General features: G+C 42.2%; 11 protein-coding genes. 3 read left to right on the top strand and 8 right to left on the bottom strand.

Annotated features, from left to right (window positions below; translation table 11 throughout):
- Positions 1-254: 254 nt before the first annotated feature.
- The 3 genes from J3P37_RS14900 to J3P37_RS14890 all read right to left on the bottom strand — a co-directional run bounded on the left by J3P37_RS14900 (position 255) and on the right by J3P37_RS14890 (position 4675).
- The gene (locus tag J3P37_RS14900; RefSeq protein WP_256012147.1) at positions 255-1046 is read right to left on the bottom strand and encodes a TIGR03915 family putative DNA repair protein; all 792 of its coding nucleotides are present in this window, start codon (positions 1044-1046) and stop codon (positions 255-257) included.
- 10 nt (positions 1047-1056) lie between these two features.
- Positions 1057-2313 carry a putative DNA modification/repair radical SAM protein gene (locus J3P37_RS14895; RefSeq protein ID WP_439648966.1) on the bottom strand — a complete coding sequence of 419 codons (1257 nt, stop codon included), beginning with the start codon at positions 2311-2313 and terminating at the stop codon, positions 1057-1059.
- Positions 2314-2386: 73 nt separating this feature from the next.
- Entirely contained in the window at positions 2387-4675 is a 2289-nt protein-coding gene (locus J3P37_RS14890; RefSeq protein WP_256012145.1) for a T9SS type A sorting domain-containing protein, read from the bottom strand.
- Between the two features lie 251 nt (positions 4676-4926).
- Between J3P37_RS14890 and J3P37_RS14885 the strand changes: the two genes are divergently transcribed.
- The 3 genes from J3P37_RS14885 (at position 4927) to J3P37_RS14875 (ending at position 7688) form a co-directional block, all read left to right on the top strand.
- Entirely contained in the window at positions 4927-5340 is a 414-nt protein-coding gene (locus tag J3P37_RS14885) for an ImuA family protein (RefSeq protein ID WP_256012144.1), read from the top strand.
- Positions 5307-7211, top strand: coding sequence for a chloride channel protein (locus tag J3P37_RS14880; protein ID WP_256012143.1), 1905 nt, complete (start codon positions 5307-5309; stop codon positions 7209-7211). The genes J3P37_RS14885 and J3P37_RS14880 overlap by 34 nt, the downstream gene beginning before the upstream one ends.
- A gap of 117 nt (positions 7212-7328) precedes the next feature.
- Positions 7329-7688 carry a DUF2200 domain-containing protein gene (locus J3P37_RS14875; protein WP_256012142.1) on the top strand — a complete coding sequence of 120 codons (360 nt, stop codon included), beginning with the start codon at positions 7329-7331 and terminating at the stop codon, positions 7686-7688.
- Between the two features lie 17 nt (positions 7689-7705).
- Here J3P37_RS14875 and J3P37_RS14870 read toward each other — a convergent pair whose 3' ends face one another.
- The 5 genes from J3P37_RS14870 to J3P37_RS14850 all read right to left on the bottom strand — a co-directional run bounded on the left by J3P37_RS14870 (position 7706) and on the right by J3P37_RS14850 (position 14324).
- Complete coding sequence (locus J3P37_RS14870; protein WP_256012141.1) at positions 7706-9130, bottom strand: L-serine ammonia-lyase; 1425 nt, start codon at positions 9128-9130, stop codon at positions 7706-7708.
- A 67-nt stretch (positions 9131-9197) separates the two neighbouring features.
- Complete coding sequence (locus J3P37_RS14865; protein WP_256012140.1) at positions 9198-10169, bottom strand: Gfo/Idh/MocA family oxidoreductase; 972 nt, start codon at positions 10167-10169, stop codon at positions 9198-9200.
- Entirely contained in the window at positions 10156-11361 is a 1206-nt protein-coding gene (locus J3P37_RS14860; RefSeq protein WP_256012139.1) for a M20 metallopeptidase family protein, read from the bottom strand. The genes J3P37_RS14865 and J3P37_RS14860 overlap by 14 nt, the downstream gene beginning before the upstream one ends.
- 11 nt (positions 11362-11372) lie before the next feature.
- The gene (locus J3P37_RS14855; RefSeq protein WP_256012138.1) at positions 11373-12938 is read right to left on the bottom strand and encodes an SLC5 family protein; all 1566 of its coding nucleotides are present in this window, start codon (positions 12936-12938) and stop codon (positions 11373-11375) included.
- Between the two features lie 15 nt (positions 12939-12953).
- Positions 12954-14324 (bottom strand): hypothetical protein, encoded by a 1371-nt coding sequence (locus J3P37_RS14850; RefSeq protein WP_256012137.1) that lies wholly within the window; start codon positions 14322-14324, stop codon positions 12954-12956.
- Between the last annotated feature and the right edge of the window lie 10 nt (positions 14325-14334).

Raw genomic sequence — 14334 nt, 5'->3', positions numbered from 1 at the left:
GCTTAGTTTTGAGTTAAGATGGACTTAAATGTGCATACAATCGCGATTACGTATTTTTACTGCTTCCCGGGTTTAAATACGTGTTTTTAAAAAAAATTCATCCACTTGTCTTATCTTGTTGTTAATATAAGAATTACTCTATCTTAAAGACGATATACTAAACCAGAAAGACAGACATCTTGGTAGAAGAGCCATTGTACCAGGTGCTTAGTAAGCTAAATACGGGTCGGAATAAGTTCCGGCCTTTATTACTTTTATGAACGATGGTAATCCGGCATCTTCTCTGTCAAATATTTCCAGTATCGTTTAGGCATATGTTTCATTTGTAAGCGCAGATTTTTGCGGGCTTCTATATTTACCGCGCCGAAATAGCGACACCAGAGGTTCTGAAAATGTTCTTCGCGTTCGTCGCAGAGCTCTGCTTTTATTTGCGCTGAGCCGAGCTTATCGCTGAATTGGACCTCCACGGTATTCAGCATTTCTAAATCATAATAGATACCGTACTTTCGCTTCAGATCATAAATCAACCAGCGCTGGTCTGCATAGCGGTTTTTAAAATGATCGCTAATAAGAGGTAAAACATCACATTGTGGTTCGATAACAGCATAATACAATGGATCATACAAATCATCTTTTGTAAGTTTAAAGCGTACAAAAGCTTCCATTCGGTGCGCTTCCTTTCTAACCCGCCGGGCAGCCTCCCATACTTCCCACACTAGGCGGTTGGCTAAATCCTGCTCTACATTTACGCCACTGCTGAATGCATAGCGAACAAAACGCAGCATGATATCTTCGGAATAGTCAATTTCCGACAAAAACGTTAAGTTTATATTCTTTAGTGCAGTTGATGATAATCGTTGCTGTAAGCCTTTTAGTACGCGCTTTGCTTTTCGATCTTCTGTCGTCACTTCATGCCTTGTTCCGAAAAGAAATGCTGCAGCTTGTTCTCCTTTAGCAAAAACCACATCATCCAACTTATATTCATAGATATCAAAGACTGCTGTCAGCCATCCTTCATAGGTTCCGTCGTAAACAACTGATGTCATCTGCTTAAAATTAAAACAGGGTTAACTGCGGAGAAAAATCACTTTTGTATTTACTATTCTGCAAATTCTGAATCCGTTCTTTGATCTGAATTGCAGTATAATCTTTATGTGCTGAAAAAGGATTACTTACACTTAAGAAATATTTTGCCCGGTTGTAGACGATGCCCATTTGCTTTAAGTCTTCGGGCTTAAGCGTTTTGAACTTACGGGCAGCCACAATTTTTTTAGCACCTAAGAATCCGATTCCGGGGACACGGTTTATGAGTTCTATGTCAGCTATGTTTATATCTAGCGGAAATTGATGTAAATTCCTCAATGCCCAGCTTAGCTTTGGATCGATATCAAGTTCGAGGTTAGGTTGATCAAAGCCTACTAATTCATTGACATGAAAACCATAATAGCGCACAAGCCAGTCAGCCTGATAGAGCCTGTTTTCCCGGATCATCGGAACCGGGGTGCCAATTGCTGGAAGCCGGCCATCATAACTTATCGGCACATAACCTGAATAATATACCCGTTTAAGTTTCATTTGCTGATAGAAGTAGTCAGCCATTCCGAGGATTTCCAGGTCACTTTCTTTGGTCGCACCGATCACCATCTGGGTACTTTGACCTGCTGGTGCAAAAACCGGTGCCCTTTTATTCAATTTCGTTTCCTCCTTATGACCGGCAATTTCATTTTTAAGATACTCCATTGGTTTGATCACATCCTGATGATTTTTATCAGGTGCCAGGAGCTTTAAACTCTGCTCGGTTGGCATTTCTACGTTCACACTTAAACGGTCTGCATAGAGTCCAGCTTCTTTAATTAATTCCTCACTAGCGCCCGGAATAGCTTTTAAATGGATATAACCATTGAAGTTTTGCTCTTTGCGTAGTTTTTTGACGATTTTAACCAGTCGCTCCATGGTATAATCGGGGCTGTAGAAAATTCCTGAACTTAGAAATAATCCTTCAATGTAATTCCTGCGGTAAAAACTAATGGTGAGATCAACAACCTCGTCTACGGTAAAGGCAGCGCGTTTTACGTCATTACTTTTACGGCTTACACAGTAAGCACAATCAAAAATACAATGGTTAGTTAATAAGATCTTGAGCAGGGCTACGCATCGCCCATCTTCGGTAAAGGAATGACAGATGCCGTTTGCTTTAGAATCTCCAAGTCCTTTATTTTTATTCTCACGATTGCCTTGTCCCGAAGAGCAGGAAACATCATATTTTGCCGCTCCAGCCAATATCTCAAGCTTCTGCGTCACGCGGTCATTCACCATATCTTCCCCATTTACCCCGCAAAAATACTAATTATTTTAGCAATTCAAAACTCGTTAGCGTACTAAACTTTCAATTCTTAATTATTTTCTTGCTGATCACCTCGCCGCTATACTTAACAATATTAAGAAGATATGTCCCCGGGATTAAAGATGAAACATTTATCTCCAAAATATTTCCTGATTTTATAACCGGCAGATTATAAACAGTTCCTCTCATATCCGATAAATAGATCCGGCTTAATAACATCTTATTCACCTCAATAGAAATTTTATTCTCTGCAGGGTTGGGATAAACAACTAATCCAGGATCTGTATCAGTAATCGTTTTTCTGGTTTCGCCAGATTCAGGAGCTAAACTTAAAACAGTGGTACTTCCATCCGGATACGACCAAGTGAAAATCTCAGCTGGACCGATAGTAGTTTTATCACAACGCATTTTTGAAGTGCCATTATTTGAACTTACATACTTACCGTTGTTCCCCTTAAGAGCGATCGAGTTATAACCCAAAAACACAACGGTGAATTTTTCCCAGCTGCCGACAGTGGTTTTATCACAGAGCATGTCAGAAAGGCCATCTTTTGAACATACATATCTCCCGTTGGAGCCCTTTATGGAAACAAGGCCGGTTCCTGCGTCTTCAAGTGTAAAATGTTGCCAGGTTCCCAAAGTAGTGAAGGTGGCGGTCATTGGTGGTGAAGTGGATGTCAGTGTTCTATCTGCAGTAACATATTTTTCATTGTTCGCTTTTAAAACAACTACCTGTCCAAGCGGGGGCTGCCTTTTGGCTTTCACTTGTGCCTCATACAAGGATGCTGGCGTTAATCCGGGAGTATTGGGGTTTTCCCATTCACCATTGGGCCGTACAGGGGTGGGAAAATTAGGCACTCCGGGGTTGATATACTGGATGCCTATACCATAATTTTTTGCCGAAACCCAAGGCGATTGCAAAACAGTATTATTCACCTTACAGTTCCAGAAAACTATATTCGCTCCAATCCAGCCATGACCTGTGCCATAGTTAGCATTATCCTGCACACTCAGTTCACCATCTGTATCAATCATATCGTATAAATAGCCTGTGCTCCAGCGATGGTGAGGGCCAGCAGCTTCGTAAGTAACCCTGGCTTTACAATTGGTAAATACATGCGGACCGCAATTTTGATTCCCGGAAACAAAATCATGCCTGCCATCTGTGGTTTCCAGGTTTTTAAATAAGCATAGATGAGCCTGTCCGGTATTAAAAGAATATCTTCTGCTTCCTGTTATATTTGATTGCGCATTGATGCATTTACTGTCTATTACGGTCACGCACTTAGCTAAATAATCTACAGTAACTGCAGAAAAACCAAAATATTGAGCTGTAATATTTTTTACCCATGCATTTTCGGTCCTTTGTATATACACGGCGTGCCATCCATGTTGTTCATCGTAGGTATAATGAGCTGGGTTATTGGGATCACCCCAGGATTTAAGTACAGCCGGACGGTAAGCAGATTGCAGGTACATATCTTCGATCCCAATCTCTTTAATCCTGTTTGACGTAAATTTATAGATCTGCCCTCCTCCATAATTGGTTTCCATTGCCATTACTATCGGATTTTCAATAGTAATTTTGTTGCCCTCAATCTTTTCAATTTTTCGTTCGAATGACAGATGGTATTCTGCTGTTGTCCATTGCAGGGTGCTCCCATCGGGATTGGGCGGGATCTGATCCATTTTTAAATCGTGTATCCAATTGGCTGTCGCTGGCCGGTACACTATAATATCATCTCCAACATTATAGTTTGAGGCGTCGGCAACGGTAAATGTAGTAGCTCCTACCGGAACGTAAGCATCAGTTATATTTACCCGGGTTCCTGCCACTTCCGTTCTCGAGGAGGTGCCATCGCCTATTTCAATAAAACGATGCTGAGAATTTAAGTCGGTATCTATTAGAACCGTTCCGGATGTAGAATTACCTTCACCTCGTAAAACAATGCCGCTAACTTTTATCTGAATTTTTCCGTTAATACGATAAGTACCTGCTTTAAATAAGATAGCTCCACGGAAGCCGTCAGCTCCAATTGGCATATTGCTGACTTCAGTGATTGCGTCTTTTACGAGTTGAGTAGCGTCTGCATTTGCCCCCGGAGAAGTTATCGTTTTAACAACCCTTACTGCAGGAATAGGTATATCTCCGCGATGGTAGCCCACCCTACTAAAATCAGGGATGATATTTCCCTTTGCATCAGGAACGTAGGTTAGCTTTCCGTCATCATCAATCTTAACAAATTTCGATTGCCAGGGCGTTTGTGCTAAAGAAAAGTTATAAAGCAGAAGCAATAGCCCCAGGGATATTAATGGTAAGCTTAATTTCATACAGTTTATCAATTGGTTAATAATTAATTTATGATCAGGACAAGGCTCTATAGGAACGCTCGTTTATCCTGTTTCCAAACTTAGTAGGGTTGAAAAATATTAAGGGGCGAAAAATTCAAGATTATATGGGGAATAATTAAAACAACAACCCCCACCCATCAAAACTGAGGCAAAAATTAATTTATTCATATTTTTAAATTACTAATAGTTTTAGTAATAGATTTGTATTCTCAAGAATTAGGAAGAAGATTATGCGAGCCGATAAACAAAATATCATCAATCAACTGCGGAAAAAAATTCTGCTTCTTGAGGGTTTTAAACCAGTTAATACAGATGGAAATCGTGTTTCAGGTCTCAAGGCAATTGAAGCTGCATTTCCAAACCAAACCTTCCCTACAGGAACTATCCACGAATTTGTAGCAGCCGGAGAACAATCCTCTGCTTGCCTGGGATTTATGAGCGCTCTCTTAGGCTCATTAGTAAAAGATAATGGAATTTGCTTATGGATCAGTACCTCCAGGCAAGTTTTCCCCCCATCACTATTGTCAACAGGGCTGGCACCTGACCGTATACTAGTTATCGATGTAAACCGGGAAAAGGATGTACTCTGGGCAACAGAAGAAGCTTTGAAATGCGAAGGATTAACTACATTTGTAATCCAATAAATAAATTCGGGCACCGCAAAAATTTGGCTGATTTCAGATACATAAAAAAATATCATAGTTTCCTTAGGTTCAAAAAGGATTTTACCCGGTATGGAGTAAGTACTGCGAAAAGTTATGAAATTGTGCTGCACTGGCTTAAAAGTAAGCTTTCCAGGAACCAGTTCCTTATTCTCTCTGGTATTCTTGTTGGCATAACCGCTGGTCTGGCAGGAGTTATTCTGAAATCACTTGTTTCTTACATCCATCATCTCATTACCCGAGAGGTCCATTTTGAATACCAGATACTCTTTTATATAGTGTTTCCTTTTCTAGGGATAACCCTTACAACCTTGCTGGTAGTCGTTTTCTTTAAAGGACAAGACAGAAAAGGTATTCCTGCGATCTTGTATGAGATAGCACAGAATTCAAGCCTGGTATCTAAGGTAAAGATGTATTCACAGATCATTCAGAGTGCAGTAACAGTTGGCCTTGGCGGATCGGCAGGACTGGAAAGTCCGATAGCCGTTACGGGGTCTGCTATCGGATCGAATTATGCACAGCGTTACGGCTTGCCTTACAAGGACCGCACTCTATTATTGGCCGCAGGAGCCACTGCCGGAATTGCCTCCGCTTTTAATGCCCCGATAGCCGGTATGATGTTCGCATTTGAAATATTGCTTACCGGAGTGGTCTTTACGGATTTCATTCCCCTGGTAATAGCTGCTGTCTGCGGTAGCCTCTTGTCAAGGATAATCCTGCAGGAAGACATCCTTTTTCATTTTACTGCCCGTACAGCGTTCAATTATTATAACGTTCCATTTTATATCATGCTCGGAGTTGCCTGTGGGTTCTATGCCCGCTATTTCGTAGTTGTAACCCATTCAGTCGAACGATTTTTCAAGAAGCTTACTATTTCAAAAATGCAGAAGGCGATGCTTGGCGGCATGTTACTTTCCATATTCTGCGTTTTGCTGCCTCCTCTTTTCGGAGAAGGCTATCAAACAATAAAGGACATTACTAACGGGCAAGGAGAAAAAATCATTGCGAACAGCTTTTTCCGGTATTTTGAATACGAACCCGTGATGATGCTGGGATTTCTGGGGTTAACTTGTCTGGCTAAAGCATTTGCCACCTCTATAACTATTCAATCTGGAGGAAATGGCGGAAACTTCGCTCCGTCTCTTTTTGCCGGAGGCACACTTGGCTGCTTTTTTGCCACACTATGCAACCTTCTGGGCTTCGAAAATGTTCCCTTCGTAAATCTGGTGATCGTAGGCATGGCTGGTGTTATGAGCGGCGTTTTGTACGCTCCGCTCACCGCAATATTTCTGATTGCAGAGTCCAGCGCCGGATATGACCTTTTCATTCCCCTGATGATCGTTTCGGTGATCTCCTACCTGATGGCCAGAGCCTTTTCGCCAGTCTCACCTGATCTGCAGGAACTTACTGAAGAGGGAAAGATATTCACACGCGAACACGATAAAAATCTACTATCACTGCTCAACACAGAAGATCTTATAGAAAAGGATGTACAAAAAATCTTAGTCACAGCAACGTTTGATGAGCTGCTCAACCTGGTCAAAAACGGAAAGAAGAACCATATAGCAGTTGTTGACGGCGATATGGTGTTTCAGGGAATTATTACTCTTGATGATCTCAGGCCTTACATGTTCAGCTCTGGTACCAGTATAAGTATAGCTAAGCTCCTGCGGGTGCCAAGCGCTGTGGTATTTGCTGACAGTAATGTAAATCACATTGTTAAGAAGTTTGATGAGTCGGATTTGTGGCGTCTGCCAGTGGTGGATAAAGACGGACGCTTCACTGGTTTTATTTCAAAATCAACCATACTTGATCGATATCGCCAGCTGCTACAGGAATATTCCCAGACCTGATTTTCAAAACATATTGTTCTGTCGGCTCAGTGAAGTCGCTCTAAGCTTGATGTTATTACATAATAGTTTTGTAAGTTTAAGAGAAAATTCAGGTCAAACAGTACCATATATAAAACCATGAAAACTACAGCTCATCACGATGCACGAATAGCAAATATGACATTTGCCTCGGTATACCCTATGTATGTCCAAAAAGTAGAGAAGAAAGGAAGAACAAAAGAAGAACTTCATGAAGTGATTGAGTGGCTAACCGGTTTTGATAAAAAGAAACAACAGGAACTTATTGAGGAAAAAGTAACTTTTGAAGTTTTTTTTCAGAGAGCCACACTGCATCCGAATGCTCATCTTATTACCGGTCTGATCTGCGGCTATCGTATCGAAGAAATTGAAAATCCCTTAACACAGCAATTAAGGTATTTAGACAAGTTGGTGGACGAGCTTGCCAAGGGGCGAAAGATGGAGAAGATCTTAAGATAAAAGAGAGATAGAGTCGATCAACATTCGCTCAAACTCATTGGAATATTAATAGCTAAACCACCTTCCGAAGTTTCTTTATAATGTGCATGCATGTCCTGAGCTGTGTCCCACATTGTTTTAACCACTTTATCCAGACTTACCCGGGCTTGAGTTGGATCTGATGCCAAGGCTAGCTGACTAGCCGTTATTGCCTTGATCGCTCCCATAGTATTACGCTCAATACAGGGGATCTGAACGAGTCCTCCAACAGGGTCGCATGTTAAACCGAGATGGTGTTCCATCGCTATTTCGGCAGCCATTAAACATTGCTGAACTGAGCCGCCACTTATTTCGGTTAATCCTGCTGCAGCCATCGCGGAAGAAACACCGATCTCTGCCTGGCAGCCACCCATGGCAGCCGAAATAGTTGCTCCTTTTTTAAAAATACTACCTATCTCACCAGCTGTTAATAAAAAACGAATGACATCATCATCCACAGCGTTGTGAAAAAGCACGGCGTAAAGTAAAACTGCCGGGATCACCCCCGCCGAACCGTTTGTAGGTGCTGTTACGACGCGGCCAAAAGCAGCATTTTCTTCATTTATGGCAAGCGCGAAACAGCTTACCCATGCAATTATGTCCTGAAATTCTTTATTGCCGGTGGTTATTTTTTTCGCCCAGTCCTCATAACTGCTGTGGTGTTTTCCACCTAAAAATCTGGCGCTCATATTTGCTGCTCTCCGTACAACATGAAGTCCTCCTGGCAGTACACCTTCCGTTGTACAACCCCGGTATATACATGTTTTCATCACCTGCCAGATATGCAGCAGATCCATCCTCACCTCCTCCTCACATCTCCATTGTCTTTCATTTTCCAGCACTACATCTGAAATCGTTCCTTCCTTTTTTTCACACCATTCAAGCAAGTCAGCGGCCGTAGATACCGGATATGGCGGCACTTTAGGCATATCTTCCACCTTCTCATCGTTCTCCTGCACCACAAAACCACCTCCAATGGAAAAATATGTCCTTTCAATGATAAGCTTATCTGTTTCAAACGCCTCAAATTTCAACCCGTTTGAATGAAATGGAAGCACCTCCCCTAAATGAAATAAAATGGATTCTTTCTCATCGCAAACAAGCTGCTGTTGACCTTTAAGAGATAAGCTTTTTTCAGTTCTTACTCTTTTCAGGATTTCCGGGATCTTATCTGGATCAATCTGTACAGGATCATAGCCAGATAAACCTAAAAGAAGTGCTATATCTGTCCCATGTCCTATTCCCGTTTTCGCGAGTGATCCATAGAGATGCACACGGAGGCTACTCACTTTATGTAAAAGCTGATTTTGCTCAAGTTCATTTAGAAAATACAAAGCTGCCTTCCACGGTCCCAGGGTATGCGAACTCGAGGGCCCGACCCCTATCTTAAATATATCGAATATCGAAATGTACTCGTATGCCATCCCTTTACTTATTGGATTCTGATATAGAATTACTATTACTGTGGTTACCAGTGAAAGGCATAAAGCTTTACATCAGGTAAATTGTTTCGCCATTTTTCAACCGGCTTTCAAAGGCACTGTCTATAAATTTACAAATTGCCAGGGTTTCATCTTTTTCTACGGGTGAGACTCCACTGTCAAAAAAAGTCACTATTTCTTTTAACAAGGGCGCATAGCCCTGATATGCTCCCAGCGTTATCGTTTTGTTCTCTGTAAATACGGTGCCGCCAAAACCATCAACTCCTTTTCTGGTTCCCCTAAGCGTTCCAATTCTGCCATCAGACCATTTCCCTACATACATATCAAAATCGTTTGTATGAGTTGTCTGCACGCTGATACAATTGATCCCTAAAAGTGAAAAAAGCATCTCAACTCCATGGATACCATACCAATACAGATCTTTATGAGATGGTTCTAAATGAGCGGGGCTAAACACATCAGCTCCTAAAACAGTCTTCTTTTCTATATTCTGTAAACCCTTGATATATCTTAGAGAACTCGTGGAGAAAACGGGAGTTTGATATCGTTCAGCAAAAGAAAAGATCGTCGAGGCATCGTTATAAGAATTAGCAATTGGTTTATCAATAAACAATGGTTTTCCAGCCCTCAGAATAGTTTCGGCTTGGCTCAAGTGTAAATTACCATCATTCGTTTCCAGCAAGACCGCATCTACACTTTGAAGTAGTTCCTCTAAACTTTGCACAACCCTAACCCCTAACTTTTCGATTTCTTCAGTGAAAAGGGGGATACGTTTCCGGTTAAGTGGGATACCAGGACTTCCGAAAGGATAAGCGGCGATAACACGGTAACCCTTATAACTGTCATTGGAGTGGTTTGCATTTAATTCTTTAGTAAACGCTATCGAATGAGAAGAATCGAGACCTACGATCCCTATTCTTTTTCCTGAAGATCCTAACGAGAAAGCCTTAGATCCATAAAGTATGGACGTGAGACCTAGAATGCTTGTTGATGTTAAAAACTTTCTTCTACTTACATTCATTACCGAGAAATCTAAGACAAGCTAGTGTCAGTGCCTGCATTGAATTTAAAAACGCTTTTTCGTCTAAATCAAACTTAGCGTTATGCAATCCATATTGAACCTCTGTAAGCGGGTTTTTTATGCCTACTAAAAAGAATAAGGATGGATACTTGTGTGAGTAATATGCAAAATCTTCTGCCGCCATCCATTCCGGAACGTTTCTAAAGCAATCCGGAGAAAAATAGTCCAGCATTAATGCTATAAACTGTTGGCTTAAGCTAACATCGTTTATTAAAACGGGATACCCGTTCCTGATTTCCAACTGTGCTTCTGCTCCCAACATTTCAGTTGTTTTAAAAACAATTTCTTCTACCTGCTGAAGTGCTTGTTTTCGCCAGGATTCATCCATTGTCCTAAAGGTTCCTTCTAACCATACATCGTCTGGTATAACATTGGCAGCGCCATTGCCGACAATCTTACCGAAAGTTAATACACTGGGAATGGAGGGATCTGCTTTTCTGCTGACCACTTGTTGCAGAGTAGAAAGCAATTGAGCTGTGATCATTATTGGGTCGATCGCCCTGTTGGGTTCGGCCGCATGACCGCCACGGCCCTTAATTTTGAGGTATATCTCGTCACTGGAAGCCATAAAACGACCGGGACATAAACCGATCTCGCCTGTTAGCAATCGCGGACTAACATGCAGGCCCAGTACCGCTGTTATATTTCCACCCAGTTTTTCCAGGCATCCTGAATCCAGCACAGCTCTCGCTCCGCCAGGGATCTTCTCTTCCGCAGGTTGAAAGAGCAACAATATTTTGCCCGAAAAGGAATTCTTTAATGTTTTGAGAATGGAGGCAACACCTAACAAGTTTGCAGTATGGAAATCGTGTCCGCAGGCATGCATCACACCTTCATTCCGGGAACGAAATCCGGATTGAATCTCTTCAAGAATAGGAAGTGCATCGATGTCGGCCCTTAAAACAACAGTTTTATCACTAACCTCCTTACCGCCTTCTATTACTCCCACAACTCCCGTACCGGCTACCTCTTCCCAGGCTATCTCCAATATATCAAGCTGTTTCCTGACAAACGCAGATGTCTCATACTCATGAAAAGACAGCTCCGGATGCTTATGAAGGTGACGCCTGTAAGCGACCACTTTCTCATATAAGTCCTGTGTTAGTTGAATAATCTCCTGGCTCGTTAACATGACAACATGCTTTAAAAATATCTGATATAAAAATACAACACTGCTATAGTAATAATTGACCACCACAGCGTTGGGTTTTTTAACCCTTTATAGGTTTCATTATAACTTAGCACACCATCATTTTTCCCATAACTAACAACCAGACCATCTAGTTGCGAATCTGGCGTAGGCTTATAAAATAAACTTACTCCGGCACACACCAGCATACATGTCCAGAACACGATTCCGGTGCGGTTAAAAAATGGCATATCCGGAAAAGCAAACTCCATCAACAAAGACAAAGGTATGGTTAAGATCCCGGCGGCAAAGGCACCTTGTGATTTGGTTCTTTTCCAGAAAACACCCATTAAAAACATGGTAGCGATGCCGGGCGTAAACAGACCATACAAGTTCATCAAATAAAGAAAGACCGGTTTATCCGAATAGCTTAATAATAATACTGCGCTACATATCCCAAAAAATATGATAACAACGCCCGCTTTTTTTCCAAATAATATGGCCTGCCTGTCTGATGCTTTTTTGTTAATGTACTGAGTATAAACATCTACGGTAAGGATGGTAGTACAAGAGTTTATGGCTCCTGAAATATGCGACATAATTGCAGAAATTAATCCCGCCATCACTAAACCTATTAAGCCATTAGGGAGCAAGGTTTTTACCAATGTGGAAAATAGCAGATCCGGCTGTTCCAATGGAGGTAAAAAGGCCGGTGCAACCAAGGCAGGGATAGTAATGATCAGTGGAACAAAAAACTTAAGATAGTCTCCAAAAATGACACCCATACGGCCGTGCCATTCGTTTTTGGCCGCCAACACACGTTGCACGATAAATTGATTTGTTGCACAGTAAAACACGCTGATACACAATAAGCCGCCAAGATACATGGTCCATGGAAAATCAGGATCGCTGGCAGGATAGAACATCTTCCAGTTTTTTGATGATTCGACGATCGACTCGAATCCTCCGGCCCTGTCGATCGTGGCAAAAGTCAAAACCGCGCCACCCAAAACCAGGATGGTCAGCTGTACCATTTCCGTCCATATCACTGCTTTCAGCCCCCCTAAAATAGTGTATAAGCCAGTCAGCAGCGCCATTCCAATGATGCTATAGAAGATTGGAATTTCAAAAAGTGCATGCAGGGTTAATCCTCCCAGATACAAAACCGCACCTATCTCTACAAAAATATAGGTGAACAAGATCAGAATGGCGTACAGTACCCGGGTGGAGGTGCCGAAGCGTTTCTCTAGGTATTCAGGAACAGTATAGAAACCGTTCCTGATGTAAAAGGGTAGAAAAACCCATAATAGCGCATTGAATCCGATCAGTATCGCTCCCCATTCAAGGGTAATGGCAACAAAGCCCCTGCTGTAAGCAGCACCCATAGCCCCTACCAGATGGTGGCTGCTGATATTGGCAGCGATAATACTGCCGCCGATCATCCACCAGGGTAGCTTGTCACCAGCCAGAAAATAATCCCTTTTCGAGTTGGAGCTTTGCCTGGACGCATATAATCCAAGGGCGACAATACCGACAATGTAAATGCCGAAAATTGCAATGTCAATGAATTCTAACTTCATCAGTTTTGTGTGTTTCTAGATTAATTTCTGAATCTTTGATATAATTGCTGCCATCAACAACTCTAATCCACCCTTCTCAAACGGAGTTTGCCAGACGGCATAGATATCCTTCCCATAAAGATCAGCAGGAGGCAAATAACCCTGGTAACCATTGGCGATATTAACGAAAGCAATAAACCGATCCTTGAAATGAAGCCTTATATATTCTTGACATACAGAATATACTTCGTTAGACTGTGCGATAATAAACGCATCGCCATATTGCCAGATCCATATAGGCAGGCTCGCGTGCGTCCTGTCGCCAATCGATTTACGGGTATTAAGCTTTCGCCACAAACGATCCTTCATTACCCGGTCCCGGCAGGCATTAAAATCGTCCTCAATCTCCTCAACAGAAGCAAGTTGTTTGTAAGGGATCTTTACTTCAAACTTAAGCTGTCTGAAAAACGAGCTTGCGACGATCTTATTTTCTTCAAAAATAGCCAGTGGCGCTCCCGACTGTAAAGCGGTATCGAATGTCCATTGCCGATCGTATGGGGAAGCATTTTCTAAGGTCGACAGAACTGCATAAGCTAGCTTACGGCCATTTGCATCTACAACCCCAGGCTCTTTAACGTACTGTTTTTTGGGTGCAAGATCACCCGATGCCCCTTGTAAGAACAGGCAGGGAACGTTTAGCTGAGATTTGATCGTTTCGCGCATAGCACCCACATAATCTGGAGAGATCAGGGTGTTTTCATGTGCAAACGTCGTGGGGTGACAGGCATAGTTGCAGATCAATGCTTTTAGTTGACCGTTGCCATCGTTCAATTTACCCACCAGCAACGTATTATCCGCTTTCGAGGAAGGATCATAACCAATTAAAAACTGCCCGTCCAAGTCCAGATCTCTTTTAGCCGCCAGATCACAGCAGCCGTATTCCCAGGAAAGGAAACCGTCAGTCAAATTTTGCCTGGCTTTTTTGATACTTTGTATAGCTGTATCTTTTAAGAATTCCAGGTATGGGATAATCAGATCGCCACCAACCTGCTCTTTGTCGTTAGAACATATACTCGGCCCCGCATGAGTGTGCGAGAGACAAAACAATAGCTGCTTTTCACTAAGCCCACACTCATGGAGAATTGTGGTACGCAGAGTTAGCTCGTCGGTATTGTTTTTCCACCAGCCAAGATCAGCGGCTATAATAACCCCTAACTCCCCGTCTGCACTTTCAGTGAGCAAACAAGACATATATAAGGGCTTATGAACGCCAGACGCTACATCCGATTTTGACGCACCCCAATTACGGACATGTATGCCTTTTGGTGGTGTAATATCTGCCTCAATAAGTTGGAATTTCAACCTGGCAGCGGCATGGGGTTCAGCCGGTGGTAAATTACTATTCATTAATATGATC

The organism is Desertivirga xinjiangensis (assembly GCF_024436435.1).
Lineage (GTDB): Bacteria > Bacteroidota > Bacteroidia > Sphingobacteriales > Sphingobacteriaceae > Desertivirga > Desertivirga xinjiangensis.
The sequence above is the reverse complement of the archived record's forward strand: the minus strand, read 5'-3'. Positions and strand labels throughout refer to the sequence as shown.